At 68.2% G+C, this 26,696-nt stretch carries 22 protein-coding genes and 1 pseudogene; 12 read left to right on the forward strand and 11 right to left on the reverse strand.

Annotated elements, in window-relative coordinates; translation table 11 throughout:
* Positions 1 to 73 precede the first annotated feature (73 nt).
* Positions 74 to 1,741: a fumarate hydratase gene (locus H305_RS0135615; protein ID WP_028804652.1), complete on the reverse strand. Its 1,668-nt coding sequence runs from the start codon at positions 1,739 to 1,741 to the stop codon at positions 74 to 76.
* 165 nt (positions 1,742 to 1,906) lie between these two features.
* On the opposite strand from H305_RS0135615, the gene H305_RS0135620 reads away from it, so the two are divergent.
* Positions 1,907 to 2,659, forward strand: a complete 753-nt coding sequence (locus H305_RS0135620; protein WP_028804653.1) for a DUF1707 SHOCT-like domain-containing protein — start codon at positions 1,907 to 1,909, stop codon at positions 2,657 to 2,659.
* Between the two features lie 199 nt (positions 2,660 to 2,858).
* On the forward strand, positions 2,859 to 3,236 hold the full coding sequence (locus H305_RS48015; RefSeq protein ID WP_028804654.1) for a WhiB family transcriptional regulator: 378 nt from the start codon (positions 2,859 to 2,861) through the stop codon (positions 3,234 to 3,236).
* Positions 3,237 to 3,475: 239 nt separating this feature from the next.
* Here the strand turns inward: H305_RS48015 and glpX are convergent, their stop codons facing one another.
* Positions 3,476 to 4,507, reverse strand: a complete 1,032-nt coding sequence (glpX, locus tag H305_RS0135630; protein WP_028804655.1) for a class II fructose-bisphosphatase — start codon at positions 4,505 to 4,507, stop codon at positions 3,476 to 3,478.
* A 125-nt stretch (positions 4,508 to 4,632) separates the two neighbouring features.
* Here glpX and H305_RS0135635 point away from each other — a divergent pair, with 125 nt between their 5' ends.
* Positions 4,633 to 5,151 (forward strand): DUF4245 domain-containing protein, encoded by a 519-nt coding sequence (locus H305_RS0135635; RefSeq protein WP_028804656.1) that lies wholly within the window; start codon positions 4,633 to 4,635, stop codon positions 5,149 to 5,151.
* 109 nt (positions 5,152 to 5,260) lie between these two features.
* Here H305_RS0135635 and H305_RS0135640 read toward each other — a convergent pair whose 3' ends face one another.
* From H305_RS0135640 to H305_RS48020, 5 genes and pseudogenes are all read right to left on the reverse strand, one after another.
* Positions 5,261 to 5,851 carry a malonic semialdehyde reductase gene (locus H305_RS0135640; RefSeq protein WP_028804657.1) on the reverse strand — a complete coding sequence of 197 codons (591 nt, stop codon included), beginning with the start codon at positions 5,849 to 5,851 and terminating at the stop codon, positions 5,261 to 5,263.
* Between the two features lie 451 nt (positions 5,852 to 6,302).
* A complete protein-coding gene (locus H305_RS0135645; RefSeq protein ID WP_028804658.1) occupies positions 6,303 to 6,539 on the reverse strand; it encodes an exodeoxyribonuclease VII small subunit in 237 nt (78 codons plus the stop codon).
* Positions 6,540 to 6,548: 9 nt separating this feature from the next.
* Positions 6,549 to 7,757, reverse strand: coding sequence for an exodeoxyribonuclease VII large subunit (gene xseA / locus H305_RS0135650; protein ID WP_028804659.1), 1,209 nt, complete (start codon positions 7,755 to 7,757; stop codon positions 6,549 to 6,551).
* A gap of 271 nt (positions 7,758 to 8,028) precedes the next feature.
* A pseudogene (locus tag H305_RS56505) lies at positions 8,029 to 8,112 on the reverse strand (hypothetical protein); the annotation flags it as partial.
* Between the two features lie 148 nt (positions 8,113 to 8,260).
* A complete protein-coding gene (locus H305_RS48020) occupies positions 8,261 to 9,685 on the reverse strand; it encodes an APC family permease (protein WP_051371310.1) in 1,425 nt (474 codons plus the stop codon).
* Positions 9,686 to 9,780: 95 nt separating this feature from the next.
* Here H305_RS48020 and H305_RS0135665 point away from each other — a divergent pair, with 95 nt between their 5' ends.
* Positions 9,781 to 10,797 carry a 4-hydroxy-3-methylbut-2-enyl diphosphate reductase gene (locus H305_RS0135665; protein WP_028804661.1) on the forward strand — a complete coding sequence of 339 codons (1,017 nt, stop codon included), beginning with the start codon at positions 9,781 to 9,783 and terminating at the stop codon, positions 10,795 to 10,797.
* Between the two features lie 29 nt (positions 10,798 to 10,826).
* The gene (ppgK, locus tag H305_RS0135670) at positions 10,827 to 11,576 is read left to right on the forward strand and encodes a polyphosphate--glucose phosphotransferase (RefSeq protein ID WP_028804662.1); all 750 of its coding nucleotides are present in this window, start codon (positions 10,827 to 10,829) and stop codon (positions 11,574 to 11,576) included.
* Between the two features lie 215 nt (positions 11,577 to 11,791).
* Here the strand turns inward: ppgK and H305_RS48025 are convergent, their stop codons facing one another.
* Complete coding sequence (locus H305_RS48025) at positions 11,792 to 12,196, reverse strand: DUF6542 domain-containing protein (protein ID WP_037766388.1); 405 nt, start codon at positions 12,194 to 12,196, stop codon at positions 11,792 to 11,794.
* A gap of 374 nt (positions 12,197 to 12,570) precedes the next feature.
* Between H305_RS48025 and ychF the strand changes: the two genes are divergently transcribed.
* The 6 genes from ychF to H305_RS49620 all read left to right on the forward strand — a co-directional run bounded on the left by ychF (position 12,571) and on the right by H305_RS49620 (position 23,541).
* Positions 12,571 to 13,659: a redox-regulated ATPase YchF gene (ychF, locus tag H305_RS0135680; RefSeq protein WP_028804663.1), complete on the forward strand. Its 1,089-nt coding sequence runs from the start codon at positions 12,571 to 12,573 to the stop codon at positions 13,657 to 13,659.
* Between the two features lie 372 nt (positions 13,660 to 14,031).
* Positions 14,032 to 17,634 (forward strand): DEAD/DEAH box helicase family protein, encoded by a 3,603-nt coding sequence (locus H305_RS0135685; RefSeq protein ID WP_028804664.1) that lies wholly within the window; start codon positions 14,032 to 14,034, stop codon positions 17,632 to 17,634.
* The gene (locus tag H305_RS51470) at positions 17,631 to 19,148 is read left to right on the forward strand and encodes a restriction endonuclease subunit S (protein ID WP_158690637.1); all 1,518 of its coding nucleotides are present in this window, start codon (positions 17,631 to 17,633) and stop codon (positions 19,146 to 19,148) included. Before H305_RS0135685 ends, H305_RS51470 begins: the two co-directional genes overlap by 4 nt.
* Before the next feature lie 26 nt (positions 19,149 to 19,174).
* On the forward strand, positions 19,175 to 20,764 hold the full coding sequence (locus H305_RS0135695; RefSeq protein ID WP_051371317.1) for an HsdM family class I SAM-dependent methyltransferase: 1,590 nt from the start codon (positions 19,175 to 19,177) through the stop codon (positions 20,762 to 20,764).
* 519 nt (positions 20,765 to 21,283) lie between these two features.
* Positions 21,284 to 22,027, forward strand: coding sequence for a hypothetical protein (locus H305_RS48030; RefSeq protein ID WP_051371312.1), 744 nt, complete (start codon positions 21,284 to 21,286; stop codon positions 22,025 to 22,027).
* Between the two features lie 413 nt (positions 22,028 to 22,440).
* A complete protein-coding gene (locus H305_RS49620; protein WP_234021365.1) occupies positions 22,441 to 23,541 on the forward strand; it encodes a tyrosine-type recombinase/integrase in 1,101 nt (366 codons plus the stop codon).
* Between the two features lie 690 nt (positions 23,542 to 24,231).
* Here the strand turns inward: H305_RS49620 and H305_RS0135710 are convergent.
* The gene (locus H305_RS0135710) at positions 24,232 to 24,765 is read right to left on the reverse strand and encodes a hypothetical protein (protein WP_028804667.1); all 534 of its coding nucleotides are present in this window, start codon (positions 24,763 to 24,765) and stop codon (positions 24,232 to 24,234) included.
* Positions 24,766 to 24,855: 90 nt separating this feature from the next.
* On the opposite strand from H305_RS0135710, the gene H305_RS0135715 reads away from it, so the two are divergent.
* Positions 24,856 to 25,359: a hypothetical protein gene (locus H305_RS0135715; protein ID WP_234021366.1), complete on the forward strand. Its 504-nt coding sequence runs from the start codon at positions 24,856 to 24,858 to the stop codon at positions 25,357 to 25,359.
* Between the two features lie 66 nt (positions 25,360 to 25,425).
* On the opposite strand, the gene H305_RS0135720 is transcribed toward H305_RS0135715, so the two are convergent.
* Both H305_RS0135720 and H305_RS0135725 read right to left on the reverse strand, forming a co-directional pair.
* Entirely contained in the window at positions 25,426 to 25,971 is a 546-nt protein-coding gene (locus tag H305_RS0135720) for an HAD domain-containing protein (RefSeq protein WP_028804669.1), read from the reverse strand.
* A gap of 32 nt (positions 25,972 to 26,003) precedes the next feature.
* Complete coding sequence (locus tag H305_RS0135725; protein ID WP_028804670.1) at positions 26,004 to 26,696, reverse strand: class I SAM-dependent methyltransferase; 693 nt, start codon at positions 26,694 to 26,696, stop codon at positions 26,004 to 26,006.

The following is a 26,696-nucleotide window of genomic DNA, read 5'->3' on the forward strand; positions in this document are numbered from 1 at the left end:
CCGAGGAGCGGCCCTGCGCGAGTCCCTCATGACGCCGAAGGCGTCGCGCGTCCGTCACGACGCCCGGGGCGTCCTACGCCAGGCCGGGGCCCCGGACCGGGATCGACGTGAACGTCGGCGCGGGCGCCGGGTCCTTGAAGAAGTCGTTGCCCTTGTCGTCGACCACGATGAACGCCGGGAAGTCCTCGACCTCGATCTTCCAGACGGCCTCCATGCCGAGCTCCTCGTACTCGACGACCTCGACCTTCTTGATGCAGTCCTGCGCCAGACGCGCGGCGGGGCCGCCGATGGAGCCGAGGTAGAAGCCGCCGTGGCTGCCGCACGCGTCCGTGACCTGCTGGGACCGGTTGCCCTTGGCCAGCATCACCTTGGAGCCGCCCGCCGCCTGGAACTGCTCGACGTAGGAGTCCATGCGGCCGGCCGTCGTCGGGCCGAAGGAACCGGACGCGTAGCCCTCGGGCGTCTTGGCCGGGCCCGCGTAGTACACCGGGTGGTCCTTCAGGTACTGCGGCATCTCCTCACCCGCGTCGAGCCGCTCCTTGATCTTCGCGTGCGCGATGTCACGGGCCACGACGAGCGGGCCGGAGAGCGAGAGGCAGGTCTTGACCGGGTACTTGGTGAGCTCGGCGAGGATGTCGTCCATCGGCTGGTTGAGGTCGATGCGGACCACGTCCGACGACTCGTCCAGGTGCTCGTCCGTGGTGTCCGGCAGGAAGCGGGCCGGGTCGGTCTCCAGCTGCTCCAGGAACACGCCCTCGGCGGTGATCTTCGCGACGGCCTGGCGGTCGGCCGAGCAGGACACGGCGATCGCGACCGGACAGGACGCGCCGTGCCGGGGGAGACGGACCACACGCACGTCGTGGCAGAAGTACTTGCCGCCGAACTGCGCGCCGATCCCGATCTTCTGGGTCAGTTCGAAGACCTTCTCCTCCAGCTCCTTGTCCCGGAAGCCGTGCCCGAGCTCGGAGCCCTCCGCCGGGATCTCGTCCAGGTAGTGGGCGGAGGCGTACTTCGCGGTCTTGAGCGCGTACTCGGCGCTGGTGCCGCCGACGACGATCGCCAGGTGGTAGGGCGGGCAGGCCGCCGTGCCGAGCGAGCGGATCTTCTCCTCCAGGAACTTCATCATGGAGCCCTCGTTGAGGACCGCCTTGGTCTCCTGGTAGAGGAACGACTTGTTGGCGCTGCCGCCGCCCTTGGCCATGAAGAGGAACTTGTAGGCGCCGCCGTCGGTCGCGTACAGCTCGATCTGCGCCGGCAGGTTCGAGCCGGTGTTCTTCTCCTCCCACATGGTGAGCGGAGCCATCTGCGAATAGCGCAGGTTCAGGTTCTTGTACGCGTCGTAGATGCCGCGGGACAGAGCCGCCTCGTCGCCGCCCTCGGTGAGCACGTTCTGGCCGCGCTTGCCCATGACGATGGCGGTGCCGGTGTCCTGGCACATGGGCAGGACGCCCGCCGCCGCGATGTTCGCGTTCTTCAGCAGGTCCAGCGCGACGAACTTGTCGTTGGCCGACGCCTCGGGGTCGTCGATGATCCGGCGCAGCTGGGCGAGGTGGGCGGGCCGCAGATAGTGCTGGATGTCGTGGATGGCCTCTTCGGCGAGCTTGCGCAGCGCCTCCGGCTCGACCTTGAGGAACGTGCGCCCGTCGGCCTCGAAGGTGGAGACACCCTCGGAGGTCACCAGCCGATAGGGGGTGGTGTCCTCTCCCATGGGGAGCAGATCGGTGTACGCGAACTCAGGCATCTCGCCCATTCCTCACTCGACAGACAGCGGCGTGCCTCCATTGGCAGCGCCCACCAGCCTAGAACCTGGCTCGGACGGTGACCTTGTGAGGTAGGGCTCAGTTGCCCGGCCGGGAGTCGTCCACACCCCTAGTCGCGATCTATCGCGTTTGGGTACGCTGCTGCCGTGGACCTTCACAAGCGCCCCGACCCGACCGTCCCGACGGCGGCGAAGCCGACCGTGGCCACGGCCGTGCAGCCGTCCGAGCTCCGTGCCTCCGACGCCGACCGCGACCGGATCGCCGACATCCTGCGCGAGGCGCTCGCCGAAGGGCGCCTGACCGCCGAGGAGCACGCCGAGCGGGTGGAGGGGGTGCTCGCCACGAAGACCGTGGGCGAGCTCGACCGCTTCGTCCAGGACCTGCCCGCCGCCCACGCGGCCCGGGCGAACGCGGCCTACACCTCCGCGCCCAACCGCCCGGCCGCGGGCGCGATCCCGGTCGAGGCCGACGAGAACGTGGTGGCGGTCTTCAGCGCCGCGGTCCGCAAGGGCCGCTGGCGCGCCGGCCGTCGTATCCACGTGTACTCGGTCTTCGGCAGCGTCGAGATAGACCTCAGCGAGGCGATCTTCGAGTACCAGCAGGTCGTGATCAAGGCGATTTCCGTCTTCGGTCACGTGGAGGTCCGCGTCCCGGAGAATGTCTCGCTGCGCGGCAATGGCGGCGGCGTGCTGGGCAACTTCGAAGTGGACACGCTGGATTCGGGCGATCCCCACGCGCCGGTCGTCTATGTCGACGGATTCGCCGTCCTGGGAAATGTCGAGGCACGGCCCAGGCGCGGCAAGCTCGTCGCGGACATTCTCGACCGCGTGACCAGCCGCGTGAGCGAGCGTGTGGCGGACCGCGTCGACAGGGGTTTGCGCAAGCATCTGGACCGTTGACGCTTGTGAATTCAACGGCATCGGCCGCGTATTGGTCCAGTCCCGGCAGCCGTGCCGCGCACGAGAATTCCAGGGCTTCGGAACTCAGTGCATAGGCACGCGCACAGCGGGTAGGCCTTGCTGCATCGTCTCTTGGAGGGCGCTGCGGGACTTTCCGCGGCGCCCGGCACGCTCGCGAAGCCGTCGTCAGGAGTAGACCGTGCTGCAACCGCCGCATCAGTCCCTGCAGGTAGCTGCCGTTCCGGCCCCGCGGGCGCCCGTGCGGGACAGGGATCAGGAAGCGCCATGGCACACGGAGGCCGTGTGCCGCCGAGACGAGGCCGGCCTGTTCTTCGCCCCGTCCAAGGAGCCCACCGCGGCGCGACTCTCCCGTGAGGAGGCGGCCAAGCGAGTCTGTGCCCGCTGCCCGGTGATGGTCGAGTGTCGCGAACACGCGCTCCTGCAACCCGAGCCCTACGGCGTGTGGGGCGGCCTCACCGCCGCCGAGCGCCGTGTGGTGCTCGCCCGGCGTCGCCGCCGCGACCTCGAAATGACGAAGGCCGCGCGCGCGACGGGGAGGATAGCGGCAGCCGGTTAGCCGGGGCCGTGACCGGGCGGCCCGCCCTTGCGGGCCGGAGCCGCCCGCCCGGTCCGTCGACATGGAAGAGGGCGCCCTCCCCGCACGGAGGGCGCCCTCTTCCATGTCGGTACGACCGCTTCAGGCGGGCCCGCGGACCCGCCTTCACCGCTGTCCGTACGACCGCCTGCTCGCGTTTGTACGGCTGGTCGGAGCACCGGGGCGGCGCCGGTCACCCGGCGCCGCTCATACGGTGGCGCTCACTTGGCCCGGTCGAAGTCGATCGCGCTGTACGCGCGCAGCTTGCTCAGTCGGTGCTCGGAGTTGATCTGGCGGACGGTGCCGGACTTGGAGCGCATGACGATCGACTCGGTCGTCGCCGTCTCGGAGCGGTAGCGCACCCCGCGCAGCAGCTCGCCGTCGGTGATGCCGGTCGCGACGAAGAACACGTTCTCGCCGGAGACCAGGTCACCGGTGGTCAGCACGCGGTCCAGGTCGTGCCCTGCGTCGACGGCCCGCTGGCGCTCTTCCTCGTCCTTGGGCCACAGCTTGCCCTGGATGGTGCCGCCCAGGCACTTGACCGCACAGGCCGAGATGATGCCCTCGGGCGTGCCGCCGATGCCGAGCAGCAGGTCGATGCCGGTGCCCTCGCGCAGGGCCAGGATCGAGCCGGCGACATCGCCGTCGGAGATCAGCTTGATGCGGGCGCCGGTCTCCCGGATCTCCTTGATGATCCCCTCGTGGCGCGGACGGTCGAGGATGACGACCGTGACGTCCTCGGGCGTGACCCGCTTGGCCTTGGCGACCCGCCGGATGTTCACCGAGACGGGCGCGTTGATGTCGACGAAGTCGGCGGCCTCGGGGCCGGTCACCAGCTTGTCCATGTAGAAGACCGCGGACGGGTCGAACATGGTGCCGCGGTCGGCGGCGGCGAGTACCGCGATCGCGTTGGTCATGCCCTTGGCGGTGAGCGTGGTCCCGTCGATCGGGTCGACGGCGATGTCGCACTCGGGGCCGGTCCCGTCGCCGACGCGCTCCCCGTTGAAGAGCATCGGGGCCTCGTCCTTCTCCCCCTCACCGATGACGACGACGCCGTTCATCGAGACGGTGGAGACGAGGGTCCGCATGGCCCGGACGGCGGCGCCGTCGGCGCCGTTCTTGTCGCCGCGGCCGACCCAGCGGCCCGCGGCCATGGCGGCGGCCTCGGTGACCCGGACCAGTTCCAGGGCGAGGTTTCGGTCCGGGGCCTCGGAAGGGACCTCGAGTTCGGACGGCAGATGATGCTCGGTCATCGGAGCGCACCTTTCTGATACGACGACGGCCGGATGAGGGTGTGCCCCGACTCTATCGTCAGGCAGACAAAATGAGCAGGGGGCCCCACGGATGAGCAGGCCAGGGCACCTGCGACGATAGGTACGTGGCAGGTATGAAAGGCAAGCAGTCGGTCCGGGACATGCTCATCTCCCTGGGCCTCATCGGGCTCATGGCGGGCATCATCTACATCTTCATCCCGCACGACGACTCCGAGCCTCCTCTCAAGCGTGTCGACTACCGTGTCGAGCTGCTGACGGCTCGCCGTGCGGCGAGCTATCCCGTGGCGGCGCCCGAGGGCCTGCCCCGGACGTGGAAGGCGACGTCGGTGCGGTACGACGGCTCCGAGTTCGACGCCTGGCACCTGGGCTTCCACGATCCCGACGGTCAGTACGTGGCGGTAGAGCAGTCCACTCAGAAGCCCGCCGTGTTCATCGAGACGGCCAGCCAGGGCGCCGAGCGGACCAAGGCCACCCAGCGCATCGGCGACCGGACCTGGGAGCGCTACGAGGGCGGCCACTACGACGCGCTCGTCCTCAGGAGCAAGGGCTCGACGACCGTGGTGACCGGGACGGCGTCCTTCGACCGGCTGACGAAGATGGCGCAGTCGCTCGCCACCTCCTGAGCCCCGTGTCCGCGCGCCGTGGCACCGAAGACGGCAGAAGGGCCCCCGGCGACTGCCGGGGGCCCTTCTCGTGCGCGTACGGGGTCGGTGTACGCGCCGACGTGCGGGATCAGACGGTCGTGACGACCTGGTCGAGCTCCAGGCGCGGGGAGCGCGGGAACCAGGCGTCCTCGCCCGGCCGGCCGATGTTGACGATCATCAGCGGGGTGTGGTCGTCGTCCAGGAACTCCTTCCGGACGCCGGCGAAGTCGAAGCCGGTCATCGGGCCGGCGGCGAGGCCGGCGGCGCGGACGCCGATGATGAAGTACGCGGCCTGGAGGGCGGCGTTCAGCGCGGCGGCTCCCTCACGGGCCGGGCGCTCGGAGTAGAAGACGTCCTTGGCGGCCGGGAAGTGCGGGAAGAGGGTCGGCAGCTCCTCGTGGAACTCGTTGTCCGCGGAGAGGATCGCGACCAGCGGGGCGGCGGAGGTCTTCGCCTGGTTGCCCTCGGCGAGGTGCCGCACGAGGCGCTCGCGAGCCTCGGGGGAGCGGACCAGAGTGATGCGCAGCGGCGACTGGTTGAAGGCGGTCGGGCCGTACTTGACCAGGTCGTAGATCGCCTGCACCTGCTCGTCGGTCACCGGCTCGTCGGTGAACGTGTTCGCGGTACGGGCCTCGCGGAACAGCAGGTCCTGTGCGGTGGGGTCAAGAACGAGGGACATCGAAACCTTCTCGGTACGTGCGGTCGATCCGGGGGGATCTTCTTGCAGCACCGACAGTAGGACTTGGAGGTTTAACATTCAACCAAAAGTGGGGCGTGGTGATCCGCTTCACACGTCATGGAGTGATGAAACACCGCCTGACCTGGGCGGTGAGGCGGTGACAGGGCGCCGACCACCGGGGAAAAAGGGTGCCGGCCGCCACGGAGACAGGGCGCCGACCGCGACGACGAGGGGCGCCGGCCGCCACGGAGACAGGGCGCCGATCGGGACGACGAGGGGCCGGCCGCGAGGCTGGCAGGGCTCCGGCCATGACAGTGACGCGGCGCCGGTCGTGGCGGCGAAGCGCGCCGGCCGTGCACGCGGTGACGCGCCGGCCGTGACGGTCACGGCGCGGCGACCGGCATCGTCGGTGACCGGACGCCGACGGACCCCGAGGAGCCGGCGGCGTCGATCACTCGGAGTCGGTGGCGTCCTCCTCTTCCGCCTGCTCCTCGGCCAGTGCCGCGTCCAGCCGCGCCCGTGCGCCCTCGAGCCAGCGCCGGCACACCTTCGCCAGTTCCTCGCCCCGCTCCCACAGGGCGAGGGACTCCTCCAGGGTCGTACCGCCGGCCTCCAGGCGGCGTACGACCTCGATGAGCTCGTCCCGCGCCTGCTCGTACCCGAGCGCCTCGTCCACCTTGCTGGTCATGCGCCCACCCTATGCATCGACTCGAACCGTGAATTCACCCTCGGCGACCCGCGCCCGCAGCGTCTCGTCCCCCGTGACCTCCTCCGGGTCACGCACCACGTGACCGTCGGCCTTCTGCAGCACCGCGTACCCGCGCTGGAGGGTCGCGGCGGGGGAGAGGGCCACCACGCGTGCGTGCGTGTGCGTCAGCTCGGAGTCGGCGCGGTCGAGGAGGTGGCCGAGGGTGCGCCGCCCGCGGTCCAGCAGGGAGGCGACATGGTCCGCCCGCTCGTCGACCATCCGGTGCGGGTCCTCTATCGACGGCCGGGCCAGCGCGTGCGACAGGCCGCGCTCCTCGCGATCGATGAAGGACGCCACACAGCGCCGCGCCCGGTCCCGCAGGAACCGCACCCGTTCGTACTCCTCGCCGACGTCCGGCACGACCTTCTTGGCGGCGTCCGTCGGGGTCGACGCGCGCAGGTCGGCCACATAGTCGAGGAGAGGGGTGTCGGGTTCGTGCCCGATCGCCGACACGACGGGCGTCCGGCACGCCGCGACCGCCCGGACGAGCTGCTCGTCGGAGAACGGCAGCAGGTCCTCCACGCTGCCGCCGCCGCGCGCCACGATGATCACGTCGACGTCGTCGAGGGCGTCGAGGTCCTTCACGGCCTGCACCACCTGCGGCACCGCGTGGACGCCCTGCACGGCGACGTTGCGGACCTCGAAGCGGACGGCGGGCCAGCGGTGCCGCGCGTTCTCCAGGACGTCGCGCTCGGCAGCGGACGCGCGCCCGCACACCAGCCCGACGAGCTGCGGCAGGAAGGGCAGCGGCTTCTTGCGCTCGGGCGCGAACAGCCCGTCGCCGGCCAGGGACTTCTTCAACTGCTCCAGCCGGGCGAGGAGTTCGCCCACGCCCACCGGCCTTATCTCGGCGGCCCGCAGCGACAGCTGCCCGCGCGGCGCGTACCACTCCGGCTTCGAGTGGACCACCACACGGGCGCCCTCGCTCACCACGTCGGCGACGGCGTCGAACACCTGGCGGTAACAGGTCACGCTCACCGAGATGTCGTGCGACGGGTCGCGCAGGGTGAGGAACACGACGCCCGCACCCGGGCGCCGCGACAACTGGGTGATCTGTCCCTCGACCCACACGGCGCCGAGCCGGTCGATCCATCCCCCGATGAGCCGCGACACCTCTCCGACGGGCAGTGGGGCGTCCGCGGACGTGTTGAGAGCCATGCGCCCGAGCGTAACGGCCGCCACCGACAGCGCCCGCCCTCGTGGGCGTCCAGGGCAGCCCGGCCTCCCTGGCCGGTACGCCCATCGCGTGGGCCGGCGCGGTCCGTTCCGCCTCGCTCAGGCCCGCGGTCAGCTCGTCGTCGACGGCACGCGCGCGTGCCGTGCACTCGGCGAGCAGGGTGCGGCCGCGCTCCGTCAGCCCGAGCCGGTGCCGCCGCCGGTCGTCGGGAACGCGTACGCGCTCGATGGCGGCCACGCCTTCGAGCCGGCCGGCGAGCGTCACCACGCGGCTCGGCACGACCCCCATCGTCCGTGCGACCTCCTGCTGTGAGACGGGCGCGCCGCCGCTGAGCACGGTGAGCAGCCCGACGTGCTTGGGCTTAAGGCCGAGTTCCTCGACGGCCGCGGCGAAGCGGGCGGTGGCCAGGGTGCCCTCCGCAGGGACGGCACACCGCGCCCACCTGGCAGGAGCAGAGCCGTCGGCCGAGGCTCGAGCCGGGCCGTCACGGCCGAGGCGGCGAACCGTCCGCGGCCCTCCGGAGCGTGCCCGGTGCGACGGGACCCCCCGGCTCCGCGCGCCCCCGCTGCACGAGCAGGACGACCAGCCCCACCCCCAGCCAGACCGCCCCCACCACCTGCGCCGTCCCCGACGCCTCGACGATCACCGCGACGGTGACGGCCGCGCCGACGACGGGCACGAGGACATGCCGCCACCACACCACGGGCCCGCCCCGGCGGCGTACCGCGAACCAGCCCACCACGCTCGCGTGCAGCAGCGTGAACGCGGTCAGCGCGCCGATGTCCACCACGGACACCAGCTTGTCCAGGCCGTCGTCGTGCCGCGCCGCCCAGACCGCGGCGACCAGCGTGATGACCGCCGCGCACAGCAGGGCCGGCCGCGGCCCACCGGAGTCCGTCCGGGCGAGGACCCGCGGCAGCCGCCGGTCGCGGGCCATCGCGAAGAGGAGCCGGCCGGCCGCGGCCTGCCCCGCGAGCGCCGCGAAAGCCGCACCGATCGCCTTGCTCACGGCCACCACGTCGTGCAGCCACGCACCGACCGAGGAGTCCACGGCGTCGTAGAAGGCCGAACCCTGTTTCCCGGGATCGGCGGCCAGCTGCGCGGACGACAGCGGCTCCAGCAGCGCGACCAGATACGTCTGGGCGACGAACAGCACGCCCGCCAGAGCGAGGCAGAACAGCACCGCGCGGGCCACCTTCTCCGAGCCGCCCGTGACCTCCTCGGCGAACGTGGCGATCGCGTCGAAGCCCAGGTACGACAGGACCGCGACCGAGACGGCACCGACGACCGCCGACAACGCGAACGCCCCCTGCGCACCGTCACCGGACAGCGGGGAGAGCCAGCCGCGGTGGGCCCCGTCCCGCCCGAGCACCACCACCGCGGAGACGACGAACACGAGCAGGACCACGATCTCCATCGTGAGGACCACGAACCCGACCCGGGCGGCCGTCCGCACCCCCCGCAGGTTCAGCGCCGTGGTCACGACCACGGCCAGTGCCGTCCACACCCACCGGGAGACCTCCGGGACCAGGGCGTTCATCGCGATCCCGGAGAAGAGGTAGGCCACCGCGGGGATGAGCAGATAGTCGAGCATCACCATCCACCCGGCGACGAACCCCGCGCTCCTGCCGAGCCCCGCGCGCGCGTAGGCGAACACCGACCCCGCCTGGGGGACCACACGCACCATCTGGGCGTAGCTGAACGCGGTGAACGCCATGGCGACCGTGGCGACGACGTAGACCAGCGCGACGGCGCCGTGCGACGTGGCGTCGAGGGTTCCGAAGACACCGACCGGCGCCATCGGCGCGATGAACAGCAGTCCGTAGACCACCAGATCGCGGAATCCGAGGCTGCGCCGCAGTCCCTGCTCGGCGCCGGCGGCGTCCGCGGCGGTCCGCGTGTCGGACATCGTCTCTCCCGAGGGTCGCGCCTGTCCCACCCCTCCAGGTTCCCCACCAGTCTCTCCAAGGAGGCGATCTCCGACCCGCCGGACGCGGCCTTACGATGGGGGGCATGTCTGCTTCGCCTGGCCGCCGTGTCCTGCTCGCCGCCCCCCGGGGCTACTGCGCGGGCGTGGACCGCGCCGTGATCGCCGTCGAGAAGGCCCTGGAGCAGTACGGGGCCCCGATCTACGTCCGCCACGAGATCGTCCACAACAAGTACGTCGTGCAGACCCTGGAGAAGAAGGGCGCGATCTTCGTCGAGCGGACGGCGGAGGTCCCCGAGGGGTCCATCGTCATGTTCTCGGCGCACGGCGTCGCCCCCGTGGTCCACGAGGAGGCCGCGGCCGGCAGGCTCGCCACGATCGACGCGACCTGCCCCCTCGTCACCAAGGTGCACAAGGAAGCGGTCCGGTTCGCGGGCGAGGACTTCGACATCCTCCTCATCGGGCACGAGGGCCACGAGGAGGTCATCGGCACCTCCGGTGAGGCGCCCGACCACATCACCCTCGTCGACGGCCCCGAGGACGTCGCCAAGGTCGAGGTCCGTGACCCGTCCAAGGTCGTCTGGCTGTCCCAGACCACACTGTCGGTCGACGAGACCATGGAGACGGTCGACGCGCTCAAGGAGAAGTTCCCGCAGCTCATCTCCCCGCCCAGCGACGACATCTGCTACGCCACGCAGAACCGCCAGCTGGCCGTGAAGCAGATGGGCGCGGAAGCCGACCTCGTGATCGTCGTCGGCTCCCGGAACTCCTCCAACTCCAAGCGGCTCGTCGAGGTCGCCAAGCTCGCGGGCGCGCGCGACGCGTACCTCGTGGACTTCGCCGACGAGATCGACGAGGCCTGGCTGGACGGCGTGACCACGGTCGGTGTCACCTCGGGCGCGTCCGTCCCGGAGATCCTGGTCGAGCAGGTCCTGGAGCGGCTGTCGCAGCGCGGCTTCGAGGACGTGGAGATCGTCAAGGCCGCCGAGGAGTCCATCACCTTCTCGCTGCCGAAGGAACTGCGCCGCGACCTGCGCGCGGAGGCGGCGGCCCTGGTGGAGCGGCGCACGGGCACCGGCCCCTCCGCAGAGTGACTGTTCGTCGTACGACGTAACGTAGAGCCATGCAGATCTTCGGCGTGGACATTGGCGGATCCGGGATCAAGGGCGCCCCTGTGGACCTTGACCGCGGGGACCTGGCGCAGGAGCGCTACAAGGTGCTGACCCCGCATCCGGCGACACCGGACGCGGTGGCCGACGGCGTGAAGGAGGTCGTCGGCCACTTCGGCTGGTCGGGCCCCGTCGGCATCACGTTCCCCGGCGTGGTCACCGGCGGTGCCACCATCCGTACGGCGGCCAATGTCGACAAGGGCTGGATCGACACCGACGCGCGGGCCCTCCTGGGCGAACGGCTGGGCGGTCTCCCGGTGACCGTGCTGAACGACGCGGATGCGGCCGGCGTGGCCGAGATGCAGTTCGGCGCCGGGCGCGACCGCCAGGGCACGGTCATCCTCCTCACCTTCGGCACGGGCATCGGCAGTGCCCTCTTCATCGACGGCGACCTCGTCCCGAACACCGAGCTGGGCCACCTGGAGCTGGGCGGCCACGAAGCGGAGAAGCGGGCCTCCACCAAGGTCAAGGAGGACCAGGACCTCTCCTGGGAGCGGTGGGCGCACCGCGTGCAGAAGTACCTCGCCCACGTGGAGATGCTGTTCTCCCCGGAGCTCTTCATCATCGGCGGCGGCGTCAGCCGCAAGGCGGACAAGTTCCTGCACCTGATCGAGGGGATCAAGGCGGAGCTCGTCCCGGCGCAGCTGCAGAACAACGCGGGAATCGTCGGGGCGGCTATGCGGGCGGCGAAGGCCGGGGGCTGACACCCGTCGTCGGCCGGACCGGGCCGACGACGGGCCGGGGCGGGCGCCCGGAGGACGGGCGAGCGTGCGACGGGTTCACGGCGGGCGGTGGCGGACTCGGACCGATCGTGCGACCGGCTTCGGGTCGCCGACGGCGGTGAGGAACCCCGAGCGGATGTGCGCCCGGGCTCACAGCGGGCGGAGAAGCCGGATGTGGCATGCGCCCGGGCGCGGGGTCAGACGGCGCGGCGGGCCGCCCGCCGCTGCGCCGCACGGCGGCTCATCAGCCGCACCTTGCGGACGGTCACGATCAGACCCGCGACCAGCGTCCCCCCGTACAGCCAGCCCGCCTGGAGGGCGAGCGCGGTGATCAGGCCCATGAACCGGCCCCCGAGCCCGCCCCCACTGTCGTCGGCGACGGGCAGCAGCCCGAAGGTGAAGGCGATGGGGACGACGACGGGCGCCGTCGCCAGGTCCCCCCGCCGCACCCACACCGCGGTCAGCGCGCACACCGGCAGGAACAGCACCCCGTACACCACCATCGACGCCCCGAACAGCAACTGGTCGAGGCAGGCCAGCGCGAACATCGTCACGCTGCAGAACAGCCCGCTGCCCAGCCCCGTGAGCCGGGGGTTCGGCATGCGCCGCGCCGCGGGAGGCCGGGGCGGCGGGGGCCGTCGCACCACGGGCGCGGTCCGCCGGACCGCGCCGGCCCCGCCACGTCCCGTCTGCGCCGGAACGGGCATGCCGCGCCGCGGTCTGTACTGAGGGGGACGCGTCCTGTGTTGCTCCACTGGACCAACTTAGGTCGGTTTATGTGCCGAATGGCCTCACAGACACGCCGATGAGAAGAGCTTGGCCAAGCGTTCGATACGTCGCCGGTCCGGGCCCCCGGCACGCCGTAGACTGGTGGATCGGCCCGCGCATCGCCACGTCGGTCATGTCAGCCAGGAAGGGCCGGGGCCAGCTGCCCGGTCCGCACTCCACACCATCCTCACGTACGGGAAGTCGCAACGTGTCGCTCACGATCGGAATCGTCGGTCTGCCCAATGTCGGCAAGTCGACCCTGTTCAACGCCCTGACCAAGAACGACGTGCTCGCGGCCAACTACCCGTTCGCCACGATCGAGCCCAACGTGGGCGTGGTCGGCGTCCCGGACACCCGGCTCACGAAGTTGGCCGAGATCTTCGGCTCGCAGCGTGTCCTCCCGGCGACCGTCGACTTCGTCGACATCGCGGGCATCGTGCGCGGCGCCTCCGAGGGCGAGGGCCTGGGCAACAAGTTCCTCGCGCACATCCGCGAGTCGGACGCGATCTGCCAGGTCATCCGCGCCTTCAAGGACGAGAACGTCGTCCACGTCGACGGCAAGGTCTCGCCCAGGGGCGACATCGAGACGATCAACACCGAGCTGATCCTCGCGGACCTCCAGACGATCGAGAAGGTCCTGCCGCGCCTCCAGAAGGAGTCGCGCATCAAGAAGGACGTCGCCCCCAAGGTCGCGGCCGTCGAAGCGGCGAAGGAGATCCTGGAGAAGGGCGACACGCTGTTCTCCGCGGGTATCGTCCAGGGCTCCGGCAACGAAGAGCTGCTGCACGAGCTGCACCTGCTCACCACCAAGCCGTTCCTCTACGTCTTCAACGTGGACGAGGAAGAGCTCATCGACGAGGACTTCAAGGCCGAGCAGCGCACTCTGGTCGCCCCCGCCGAGGCGATCTTCCTCAACGCCAAGCTGGAGGCGGACCTCGCCGAGCTCGACGAGGAGGACGCCATGGAGCTGCTGGAGTCCGTGGGCGCGGAGGAGCCGGGTCTCACGACCCTCGCCCGGGTGGGCTTCAACACCCTCGGCCTCCAGACCTACCTGACGGCCGGCCCCAAGGAGTCCCGGGCCTGGACCATCAAGAAGGGCGCCACCGCCCCCGAGGCCGCCGGTGTCATCCACACCGACTTCCAGAAGGGCTTCATCAAGGCCGAGGTCATCTCCTTCGACGACCTCGTCGAGACCGGCTCGGTCGCCGAGGCCCGCGCCAAGGGCAAGGCCCGCATGGAGGGCAAGGACTACATCATGCAGGACGGCGACGTGGTGGAGTTCCGCTTCAATGTTTAATTGAAGTTTCAACTAAATTCACGTTCTGTAACGTCGCAGGTCAAGAGGGGTCTGTCAATTCGAGACAGGCCCCTCTTGCGTCTCCATCACAGGTTGGACGGTGCTTTGGTGCTGGATGTTGCCCCTGAGGGCCGGATCGGACCACCTGTCGCCACCTGTGGTCACCCCCGGGTTGCTGTCCCGTGCTGACATTGCGCGGCTGCGTGGATCATTCCGAACGCACTGGAATCCTTGAGGGTGGGCGGCTGTGGGGGCCGTCGATCTTGTCGCGTTCGATTCATTTGCCAGAGCGGAGCGCTTGGTTGGACATAGGCTGAGAGGTCTTGTCACAGGTGAGGGCCGGATGCGGCCTGGTTCGAGGAGCGGCAGCGTATGAGCGGGCAGGCACGGCGTCGTGAGCAAGTCCCGGAGCAGCTGAAGGCAGCGGCTCGGAAGTCGCCCAACTTCGGGCGGCTCTACGCGATGCAGCCCCTGTTGGCCATCTACGGCGCGCAGGCCGAGCAGTCCGTCTTCACTAACCCCAACGTCTCGTACGTTGCCTCCGGCCAGTTCGGCGAGTTGCTCGCCGCGGAGCTGGTGCAGCGGGCCGGGGTGCGCGTCGAGGGAACCCGGCAGATCGACCGGCTGGCTGGACTCCAGCGCGCCGGCCTGCTCCCCGGCCGCACCAGAGATGCCTTCGACACGCTCCGCCGTGGGCGCAACGACGCCGCGCACAATCACCTCTTCGACACCAGCAAGGCCCTCAAGGCCGTCGAACTCTGTTTCCAGCTCGGCCAGTTCTTCTCTCGCGCGATCGACAACGTACGGGAGATTGCCGCGTTCGTGCCGCCCCAGCTGCCGAGCGAGGTCGCGGGCGGATCCGCCGAGTTGGCCGAGCTCCGCGAGGCGCTCGATCACTACCAGCGCACCCTCGCCGAGTCCCGAACCCGCCTCAGTGAGGTCGGTGACCGGCTGGAGGCCGAGCGGCGTGGCCGGGAGGAGGCCGAGAGGCTGACTGAGGCGGCTGAGCGGGCCCGTGCCGAGTCCGAGGCGGAGGTGGCCCGCCACCGGGATGAGATCGAGCGGCTCCGGCGCGCCTACCAGGACCGTTACGACCAGGAGCGCCGCAAGCCCCGGTCGGTCACCGTCAATGCTCGTGAGGCGATCGTTGAGCGCGCCCAGCGGCCCGAACCGCTCAACGAGGTGCAGGCCCGCGTCCGTATCGACGAGATGCTCGCTCAGGCTGGCTGGACGGTCCAGCACCGTAGCGACCTCAACCCACTCGCCTCCCAAGGCGTCGCGGTCCGAGAGTTCAGCCTGGCCACCGGTCGCGCCGATTACGTCCTCTACGTCGACGGCATGATCGTCGGCGTCATCGAGGCCAAGCGCGAGGGCACCGCCCTGGCCGGCGCCCTCGCGCAGAACGAGCGGTATGCGGGCGGCGTTCTCAAGGAACACTCCATGGCGGTCTGGCGTGAGCAGGAACCGTTCGCCTTCCGCTACGCCACTACCGGCGCCGAGACGTTCTTCCTCAACCGCCTCGACCCGCACGCCCGCTCCCGCCCGGTCTTCGCCTTCCACCGCCCTGAGTCCTTCGCGGCCTGGATGAAGCGCGCCACCGAGCACCCGGACACCCCCACCTTCCGGGCCGCCCTGCGCACCGCACTGCCGGTCCTGGAGTCGCACGACCTGCGTACGGCCCAGGAAGAGGCGGTCGTCGGCCTGGAGGGATCACTCGCCCAGGACAAGCCGCGCGCACTGATCCAGATGGCCACCGGCGCAGGCAAGACCTACACGGCGGTCACCGAGTCGTACCGGCTGCTCAAGCACGCGCGTGCGCGCCGCATCCTCTTCCTCGTCGACCGCAACAACCTCGGCCGCCAGGCCAAGGCCGAGTTCGACCGCTACAAGACACCGGACGAGAACCGTAAGTTCACTGACCTCTACAACGTCGACTCGCTCGGCCGGTCCGGTCTCCAGGAGACGTCCTCCGTCGTCGTCTCCACCATCCAGCGCATGTACGCGCTCCTCAAGGGCGAGCCGCTGGAGGACACCGCCGAGGCAGAGGACCGCGAGGACTCCTCCACTCTGGACGAGAACTACATGACCGACCGCCCGGTCACCGTTGAGTACAACCCGGCCGTCCCGATCGAGTCCTTCGACTTGATCGTTATCGATGAGTGCCACCGCTCCATCTACGGCCTGTGGCGCGGTGTCCTGGACTACTTCGACGCCCACCTGGTCGGTCTCACCGCTACCCCTACCCGGCAGACCAAGGGCTTCTTCGACGGCAACATGGTCTCCGAGTACACCTACGAACAGGCCGTCGCCGACGGCGTGAACGTCGACTTCGACGTGGTCACCATGGACTCCTCGATACGGGAGGACGGCGGCGCGAAGATCGACAAGGGGACGACGGTCCGTATCCGTGACCGCAAGACCCGCGCCCAGCGTTACGAGGAGCTGGACGAGGACTTCACGTACACGGTCGGTCAGATCGGCCGCACAGTGATCGCCGAGGACGAGATCCGGGCCGTCCTCACCGCGTACAAGAACAACTGGCAGCGCTGGTTCCCGGGCCGGACCGAACTGCCCAAGACGCTGGTGTTCGCGGCGACTGACGACCACGCGGACGAAGTACTCAAGCAGGTCAAGGAGGTCTTCGGGCGCGGAGACGCCTTTGCCAAGAAGATCACTTACCGCTCCCGAGACAAAGGCGACGACCCCGAGCAGCTCGTCAACGACCTGCGGAACTCGCCGTTGCTGCGGGTCGCCGTCACTGTCGACATGATCGCCACGGGTACGGACGTCAAGGCCCTGGAGTGCGTGATATTCCTGCGGGCCGTGCGTAGCCCCGTCCTCTTCGAACAGATGAAGGGACGCGGCGCCCGCACGATCGACGCCAACGAGCTGAAGGCGATCACCCCGGACCCGGCCACCGACCTCGCTAAGGACCGTTTCGTCTTGGTCGATGCGGTGGGCGTCACTGCCTCGCCGCTGGTCGACACCCGCCCGATGCTGCCGCCGGACGGCGGCAGTCTCAGCCTGACCAAGCTGATGGACAAGGCGGGCAGCCGCTCGCTGACGGCCGAGCAGGCCGAGACGCTCGGGCGCCGGCTGGCCCGGCTCGACCGCAAGCTCACCAAGGAGGAGCGGGAGCGGATCGAGCAGGCGTCGGGCGGGGTGCCACTCGCGGACATGGTCCGAAAGATCACCGACGCGGTGGACGTCGACACCCAGGACCGGGCATACCGGGAGGGCGGCGCGGACCACGCGCGGCGGCTGGTCCACGACTCGGTCGAGACCCTGACCACCCACCCGGAACTGCGGAAGCTGATCATCGGCATCAAGCAGCAGCACGACCTCACGTACGACGCGACGACCGAGGTCACGCTGAAGATGAACGAGGTCCCGAGGGAGGAGCGGGCGGCGAAGGAGCTGGCGGAATGGCGCCAGCTCCTGGATAGCCGCAAGCGCGACGAGGCGGCGGCGGAGGCGATCGCCCTCCAGGTGATCCTCGGCAGCGGATCGCGGGTCCGGCCGCAAGAGGCGCGGGCCCACCTGAAGGAACTGATGGCCGCCATCAAGGCGACCAAGCGGAACTGGACCCCGAAGGTCATCTGGGACCACTACGCGCTGGTAGGCGAGGCGGCCGAATCACTGTCGAAGACGGCTGGCCTGGGGGACCTGATGAATCTCGTCCGCTACACGCTCGGCGCGGACGACCAGCTTCGCCCGTACCGTACGGTGGTCGAGGAGCGCTTCGAGGGCTGGCTGCTGCGGCAGAGCCAGGTGGGTGCGGAATTCACAGATGACCAGCTGTGGTGGCTAGACCGGATCAAGGACGCGATCGTGGTCGATCTGGGCATGGAACGCGAGGACTTCGGCCACATGCCGTTCTCTGAAAAGGGCGGCGGCCCAGGCTTCGCGAACGCCTTCGGTGGCAGGAATCAGGCGCTGGATCTGTTGGACGAGCTGAATCGGGAATTGGCTTGAGCGAGGGAATGGGCGGGTTGCCGGAGGGGTGGGCCACCTCGACGCTGGGGGAGCTTGCAGAATACGTGAATGGTCGAGGGTTTCGAAAGAGTGAATGGTCTAAGTCTGGGCGGCCAATCATTCGCATTCAGAACCTTACTGGCTCGAACAGTGCGTTTAACTATTACGACGGCGATCTGGAAGATCGTCACCTTGTGGAAAGTGGAGACCTGCTACTTTCCTGGGCTGCCACGCTGGGCGTGTACGAGTGGGCGGGGCCGGCAGGAGCGTTGAATCAGCACATCTTCAAAGTGGATCCTTACGTCGATCGGCGATTCTTTCGCTACCTCTTGCAGTACAAGTTGCAGGAGGTTAAGGCGCGCACTCAAGGTTCCGGAATGGTGCATGTTACGCGCGGAGAATTTGAGGCTGTTAGTGTTTCTGTTCCTCCACTTGCCGAACAGTGCCGCATCGTCGAGGCCCTCGAAGAGCAGCTCTCCCGTCTCGACGCGGGAAATGCCTTGTTGGAGCAGGTGCGACTGCGTGGGCTTGCTCTGGAGAAGCAGCTGACTAGCGCTGTTGTTGGCGGACGCCGCCTGACCGTGCAGGAGGCAGAGAACGCTGACGAGCTTCTTTCCTTGGTGGATGCGCAGGTTGCGCGTGTGGCTGGGAAGAAGCGCTGGGCGCAAGTTCGTGACCCTGATGCTCTCTGGGTGCATGAACTACCTACTGGTTGGCGTTGGCGCACCCTGGGCTCGCTATGTGTAGATATACAGTACGGAACTTCCGCGAAGACTGCCCCCAAGGAGAGCGCGGACGATATCCCTGTTATCAGAATGGGGAACATTCAAGGCGGCCGATTGGACTTGGAGGACCTTAAGTACCTTCCGGCGGAACATCCCGACATCGAAAAGACGGCGCTCCGGGACGGAGACCTCCTCTTTAACCGGACGAACAGTGCCGAGCTGGTGGGTAAATCCGCCGTCTATCGCGAGGCGATGGGGGTAGCGGTGTACGCCTCCTACTTGATCCGATGCCGCTTTGCTGAAGGTATCGAGCCAGAATGGGTCAACACGGTCGTGAACAGCAACTTCGGGCGTCGGTACATCGCATCTGTTGTGAGTCAGCAAGTCGGTCAGGCGAACGTCAATAGCGCCAAGATGGCGCTGATGCCGATCCCGGTTCCGTCGCAAGCTGAGCAGCGCGCGGCATTGAAGGTATTGCGTGACTGGGGAGGAGCGTTGGCGCGCCCGCAGCGTGCTGCCCGCGTGGCAATGAAGCGCTCCGACGGGCTGCGGTCGGCGATTTTGCGGAGTGCATTTAGCGGAACCCTTGCCCCGCAAGATTCTGCCGATGAGTCTGCCGCCATCCTCCTGGCCCGTATTGCCGCCGAGCGTGACGCCACTAAACCCGCCCGCAAGACCAAACGCGCCGAAATCCTCCGCAAGAGGGCCAGCGCAGAGAAGTCGACCGAGGTCCTCCCCGCGCCAACTCCCGCACCCCTCACGACCGTTCAGCAGGAGCTCTTTCAGTGACCGCCCCAGCTAATGACGACGCAGTCATCCCCTCTTCCGACAACGTCCCTCTCACAGAGACACCGAAGTCCAAGAAGGCTGCCGCGCAGACCAATACGCTGGTCGCGAAGCTCTGGAACTACTGCAATGTCCTCCGTGACAATGGCATGTCGACTATTGAGTACGTTGAGCAGCTCTCGTACCTGCTCTTCTTGAAGATGGTCGACGAGATCGAGAACGACGAGTGGGGCGGTCGCGACCTCAGTGCCCTTGTGCCCGCCGACTACAATTGGAAGTCGCTCGTCAGCAAGCGTGGTCCCGAGCTCGAAGCGCACTACCGCGCCATCCTGGAGCACCTTGGCCGTAAGCCCCACACCACCATCGGCACGATCTTCGCCGACGCGCAGAACCGGATCACCAAGCCCGCCCTGCTCGAAAAGCTGGTCGTCGAGCTGATCGGCCGCGAGGAGTGGACGGTCACCGGCACCGACCTCAAGGGCGATGCCTACGAGGGCCTGCTCGCCAAGGGCGCATCGGACACCAAGACCGGCGCCGGCCAGTACTTCACCCCACGCGCGCTCATCGACGCCATGGTGGACGTGACCCGCCCTGGCCCGGACGACACCATCACCGACCCCGCCTGCGGCACCGGCGGATTCCTGATCGCGGCCCACGCGTACGTCACCCGGCACCACGTCCAGGACATGGATATCGACGCCCGCAAGGCGTACGACAGCGGGTCCAAGATCTGGGGCAACGAGCTGGTCACCGGCACCGCCCGCCTCGCCGCCATGAACATGTTGCTGCACGGCATCGGCAAGAGTGACGGCCCGAGCCTGATCGACGTCGGCGACGCGCTCGCCGAGAAGCCGAGCGGACGGCACGCCTCCCTCGTCCTCGCTAACCCGCCCTTCGGCCGGAAGTCCGCGATCACTGTGATCGGCCAGGACGGCGAGCTGGAGAAGGAGGACGTCCAGTACGACCGTGACGACTTCACGGCCACCACGACCAACAAGCAGCTCAACTTTCTTCAGCACATCATGTCGTTGACGGCAGTCAACGGCCGGGCCGCTGTCGTCCTCCCGGACAACGTCCTGTTCGAGGGCGGCGCGGGCGAGAAGGTCCGCCGCAAGCTCCTTGACGAGTTCGACCTGCACACGATCCTGCGCCTACCCACCGGCATCTTCTACGCGGGCGGCGTCAAGGCCAACGTCCTGTTCTTCGACAAGAAGCCCCCGCGTGCCGACGGCAAACCGCACACCACCGTCACCTGGGTCTACGACTTCCGCACCGGCCAGCACTTCACCATGAAGCAGCGCCCGCTGACCCGCGCCCACCTGGACGACTTCGTCGCCCGGTACAAGGCAGGCGAGCCGCTGACCGCCCGCGTCGAGGACGAGGACGAGAACGGCTGCTGGAAGCAGTACGCGTACGAGGACTTGATCGGGCGCGACAAGGTCAACCTCGACATCACGTGGATGAAGGACCCGGCCCTGGAAGACGCGGACAGCGACCTGGAGCCGGAGGTCATCGCCGAGGAGATCGTGCGCGATCTTCAGTCTGCCCTGGCCGAGTTCACGGCCATCGCGAAGTCCTTGGGCGCGGATGTTGATGTACCGGAGGCAGAAGAGGTCTGACGATGGCCGGAAGGCTGGCGTCGCCGCGCTGGAGGGCCGCAATGCCGAGTGCCTTGCGGCCCTCGGCTTCCCGCGCAGTTACTGTCGGCTGTTCCATCAGAGGTCGCGATGCCGAAGTCCCTACGATGTACTGGTCCGATGATGGAGCAGTCGCCACAGCCACCACGGCGGACATCCCTGGGCCAACCCAGCCACCCCTTTGGGACAGTGTCGACGGCGAAGTCTCCTACGTCGTCTCGGCTCCGGTAGTGGACTGGCCTCTGGGCTGATCGCCCAGAACGCTGAGTCGACGCCTCGACGCCTCGACGCGAGCCGGCCGACCCCGTACGTATCGCGGAGCGCTCCAGATGACTGCTGTAAGGGAGTAAAGGTCCGGATTCGGAGCTGAACCGATCAGATCGAGCCACAACCTGACCGTGATTCGAAAAGCCGCTTGACCGACCTCTGTGCAGTACAGGGAACATCAGGAGTCCACGTTCCGGAGTTCTCGTTCTCCCTACGCGCCGTACAGAGGTATGCATGGCCATCGCGCACCCTCAGACCCGTCAGTTCGAATCGTTCGTCACGAACTTGTCGTACGCACGCAAGATGGTGCGAGCCGGGCAGGCGCTGGAGGTGCTCAGTCCCAAGGGCATCGACACCGCCGACTTCTACCGAGCAGCCTGGGTGCAGTCCATCGCCGCCCTCGAACACTGGGTACAGGAAGAGGTGTTGCGCCGGGTCGCCGAAGAAGCTGCCAAGGACGATCCGGACATGCCGCGTAAGCTCCGTGAATACCCGTTGCCTCTGCACTGCGTGGAGCAGGTGCAGCGGGGCGAGACGACTACAGCCGAGGTGGTCGCGGAGCGGGTGCGACAGGACATCGCTCGCCAGACGCTGCAGAACCCGGATGCCATCGCGAAGGTGATGGCGCTCGTCACCGATGTCAAGGTGTGGCGGGAGGCGGCGAAGTGGGTCAACCGGTGGAGCCAGTACCGCACTTCATACGACGAAAAACGGCTGCGCGGCCAGTACGTCCTGCTGCTCCGCCGCCGAAACCAGATCGCACACGACGCGGATCTGATCGACGGTGACCTCAAGCAGCGCCGCCCGATCGGCGAGGCTGATGTCACGGACGCGCTGAACTGGATTGAGCGGATTGCTCTCGCGCTCGCGTACGCGCTGGAGGGGGACGCGTCCAAGCCGTCGCAACATCCGACGCCGGCCCAGGCTCCGGACGGGACTGAGGAAGTGTCAGGTGCAGATCAGCTGGACGTCGACTGACTGGTGGTGGGCCCTGTGAATGCATCTTCGGGCGCTTTCAACCCTCGGGTTTGACCTCCGGCTATGTGACCCGCCGGTTCATGTGGCTGACTGCTTACTGGCGCCGTCGATCTGGCGACGATGAGATATGTTCGCCGGAAAGTGCGGATTAGTGGCGAGTGTCTTGCCCATGTGTGAGGTGATAGCGACGATCTCAAGGACAGACGTCTGGCAGATCGGAGTGTTGGGTGGCGCGCGTCTTTCAGAGGTGCAAGCAGGATGTCCGCGATTGGAACTATCCCTGCATGCGTTCAAGATGCGGTCACGCGTGGACCGTGCGGTATCGGGAGCCAGGCGGCAGGCGAGGGCGGCAGCGAGAGAAGTCGTTTCCACGAAGGATCGGCTCGGACGGTGCGGACGCTTTCGCTGCCGTCGTGGAGAAGGATAAGAAGGCCCGCGTCTGCATCGATCCTGCGCGCGGCGCCGTGTCCTTGTCGGTCTGGGCTGAGGAGTGGTTGGAGCGACGGGCCATCGGAGAGGCGACTCGCTGCAACTACGAAGGGTTCATTCGCAACCATCTCGTGCCGAACCTTGGTCGTAAGCCCCTGGCTGGGCTGGCGCGCCGGGACTTTGAGAAGTTCGTCAAGGACATCTACCGAGGCGGTGCAGGGCTGGCTGCATCGACGGTGAACGACCGGATGGTGATGGTAGCCGCCATCATGGAGGCGGCCGTCGTGGACAAGCGCATCACGGAGAACCCGGCCCGGGGCATCCGGATCTCCCGCAGGGATGCGCTGGCGGTGGACGAGGACGAAGTTCCGACGTCAGCCGAGGTCGATCTGATCGCTGCGCACATTGCGCCACGCTTCCGCCTCACCGTCTACCTTCAGTCCGGAACAGGCCAGCGCCCCAGCGAAGCCCTGGCGTTCTCCACCGAGTGCAGGCGGCCTGGCTACGTCAGGATTCGATGGCAGGTCAGTGCCAAGGCGCACCGTGAGGACTGCCAGACACCTTTCGTGCCGCTCAAACATCGGCTGGAGAAGGAGTGCCGAGACGTCCCAACCGCCCTGTTCGTTGAGCAGGAGATCGACGTGCACCTCCTGAAGTGGAAGCCGGTGCCCGTCGTCTTCACTGGGCAAAAGGGGAAACGGATTCGGCTCGAGACCTTCTTTGCCTCGCGTCAGCCTGGCGTTGGCGTAATGCCGTCAATTGCGTCCTACGGCTACCAGTTCAAGAAGGCATGCCTCTCGGCCGGCCTTGTCGATCTGGACGGCAGTGCCAAGTACACGCCCCGCAGCCTGCGGCACTTCTTCGCCTCCACGGCCCTGGCTAACGGCGTGCCGATCCATGAGGTCTCGCGCTGGCTCGGGCACCGTTCGGTCAAGACGACGGTCGACATCTATGGGCATCTGCTGCCCGGCGCGTGGGACCGTTGCCGGGAGGTACTGCAGCGCGCCATGAGGCCCGCGCCCCTGGATGCGACGTTCCTGCCAGCGGAGGAGGCGAGCTCGAGCGCTGACGCTCGAGCTGCGTAGGCGTAGGAGAGGCGTCGGGCCTGCGTGGTACTGGGATGAGACGCCCGTGCTGGGATGGTGCTGGGATGACCCCTGCAAAACCCGCGTTTCCGCAGGTGGGAGCCCTGTACTACGGATTCCGCTTCAACGTCTAGTACGTCCGGCGAAGGCCGTCTGACCTGCGACGGAGCGGGTTGGGCGGCCTTTGCGGTCCGCGCAGAGTCCGAAGCGTGCTGACTTCGGTCAGCGCGCGGGGGAGCGGTTACGCCGCTTCGTCGACTTGTAGCTGGGGCATCGGCGGACTGGTCCGCGTACGCCTTGTCGACGGCGGCCCGGGTCCGCTCCTCGGAGTCGGGCCACAGGTGGGTGTAGATGTTCAGCGTCATGGCCGCGTTGGTGCGGCCAAGGCGCTCGGAGACGTCTTCACGGACTCGCCGTGCTTGATCAGCAGGCTGGCGTAGTGATGCCGGAGGGCGTGCCGGTCCGGTGCCCTTCGGTATGCCAGCCTGAGGGAGACGCTTCGTGAGGTGCTGGCGGCCAGCCCGTGCGTGGTGGTTGGGCTGCTGACCCAGCTCTGGCCCATCGGCCATGCCCGCCACGCCACACCCTCCGGCCACACCAGTGGCCACGAGGCCCGAAGAGCGCGGTCGACACCGCTGACACCGGTCAGATGCCCTCGCCACGCGTCCTGGCGGGGGCATCGGGTCGGGTTTAACGGCAAAGCTTCATGATGGTGTCGTCGAAGTCGGGAAACTCTCGTGTGGCCTGCGCGATGATTGCCGCTGCCGACGCGCGGCGGTCCGGAGCGAATTGCTCCGCGATGGCCGTCAGGTTGCGATTGACCTGTGGAGCCCAATCGGGCTCGGGCTCATACGAGGTGGCTGCTTCCCACGGGCCGAAGCCGTCAGCCAGCAGCCACAGGAAGGCGCCCAGGTCGCGAGCGACAACGCCCGTCTCTCCTTCGGAGCCCAGAAAGACAACGGGCTGCTCTACCAGCTCCCGACGTGGACGAACCAGCCAGAACGCCGCGTTCCCACCGGTGCCGTCCTGGCCAAATACGCGGAAGTCGTCACCGTTCAGCTCGCTGTTGCCTGTCCACGCGCGGAACCAGTCGGTGGTCTCATCGGCAGACAGAAAGGACTCGTACGGTTCGAAGTCGACACCATCCTCGCCAATGCACTCGAGCCTGACCGCCATGGCAGCGGCGAGCGCGGCGGGGAACTGGCGATCTCCGTTCACGATCATGCGAACAGAGTAGCGATCGGCTTGGGCTGCCAAGCTGCTGATAGTGCTGGCGGATCTCCAGCCGAGATACGCGTGGGGCATGCTGTCACGGTGAGTGAATCCTCAAACGAGTGGCAGGCTTGGCTGAACAGTCTGGACGCGCGTGGAAGGGCGACAGCGGAGTCGCTGCGCGCCCGATTCGAAGCACTCGGCGCAGCCGATGCCGGCGACTGGGCCAAGTCGGAGATCTGTGAGGACCTTCCACACCTCGCGCGGTTCATGCTGCTGCGAAGTCTGTGGCGCGGTCCGATCGGCGGTTGGGCCGATCCGGACGCCATCGATCAGCTTCCTGTTGCCCAGCGGCTCCTTGCTGCTGGGGCGAACAAGGAGGATCTCGTTCGCCTGGCGCGAGCGGTCGCCTATGAGGCAGTGTTCGCAACGCTCGATGAGCTCGACACCGGGAGTGATCTGAACGTATCGGGCATCGATGCCGGCTGGCTCGTCATGGAGTCAGCCGAAGACGGCGCCCCGACTGGTCGAGTCCTCTCGGGCCTGCACGAAGATCTCTTGGCCATGGACCCGAGTGGGCGCGATGGAGCGGACTTGTGGCAGTAGCCCTGGTGCAGGCCTCGCTGCGCACCCTGATGCCCTCGCTGCTCGTGACAGCGAGGGCATCAGTCGTCAGGCGGCGCGGGCTGCGCGTAACTGGGCAACCCGCCTCGTGACCTCGGTCAGGTGCTCGGGCTGTAGACCGAGGTGCGGGTCGGGCTGAATGAGGAGGGTCGCCGTTCCCTTCACAGTGCGCTCCACCGCCCATTCATGGTCGAGGTCGGTGAAGTCGTCGTCGATCCAGACGGCGGGGGCGTCGCCCAGCCAGGCGTCGACGTGGTCACGCTTCCACAGGTAGCCGTTGGGGTGGCTGGTGGTGATCTGCGGACGCGGGAGATCGACGTACGGCAGGGTCGGAAGGTCGAGGAGCGGGCCGATGAGGGCGGTGGCGTCCTGGCGCCAGCTGGTGCACCAGACGGGGGTGACCAGGCCGGTGCGGATCACGTCCATGAGCAGGCGGCCGTGGTCGGGGTTGAGCCAGACTGTGACCGGGTTGTCGGCGCTGCGGCCGGCGGGGACGACGTCGTGGCGGGCGTGGGTGGCCGGGGTCGAGCCGTACTCGTCGGGGAAGGGTATGAGGACGCCGTCGATGTCGATGAGCAAGTAGGGCGGGCACATCGGTCCTCCAGGGGCCGGGGCGAGGGCGGCAGTCAGAGTTTGCGAGCGCGGATCAGCAGGGTGGTGGGCCAGTGGCCCATGCGGGGGTCGTGGAACTCCTGGGCCGAGGTGAGCCAGAAGCCCGCCTGGTTGAGATGCTTCTGCCACCGGTCCGTGGAGAACTCCCAGCGGGCGACGGGGAGGCGGGTGCGGTCGGGGAGGGTGACGTGGTCGCGGCGGGGCCGGTCGTCGCCCGAGGGGCTGCGGCCGCCGCGCTGAGGGTGAGGGACGGAGAAGACGAGCACCCGGCTGGGCGTGAGGTGTTGAGCGATGGCCGGCAGGAGGAGCTCGGGGGCGACGAGGCCGACGGCCCCGAAGACGGAGTAGATCGCGTCGAACTGCTCGTCAGAGGCGTGCAGGTAGTGCAGCGCGTGGCCAGCCACGAAGGTGAGGTTGTTCAGCCGTCCGTAGTGGGAGCGTGCGCGGCGGACTTGGAGGCCGACCAGGTCGACGCCAGTGACGTGGGCGCCGTGGCGGGTGGCGAGGTGGGCGGCGTTGTGGCCGGGGCCGCAGCCGAGTTCCAGGAGCCGTTTGCCGCGCAGGTCGGGACCGAGGACGTCGGCGCCGGGACCTTGGCCGGGTCTCGTGGTCCATTCCATCCGGGCGGGTACGGCCAGAGGCTCGGCGAGTCCGGCGGCGGTGCGCTGGACGGCGTGGGCGTGCCAGGGGGATGCCTGGGCGAGCAC

Origin of the sequence: Streptomyces sp. 142MFCol3.1 (genome assembly GCF_000424945.1) — a bacterium.
Taxonomy (GTDB): Bacteria; Actinomycetota; Actinomycetes; order Streptomycetales; family Streptomycetaceae; genus Streptomyces; species Streptomyces siamensis.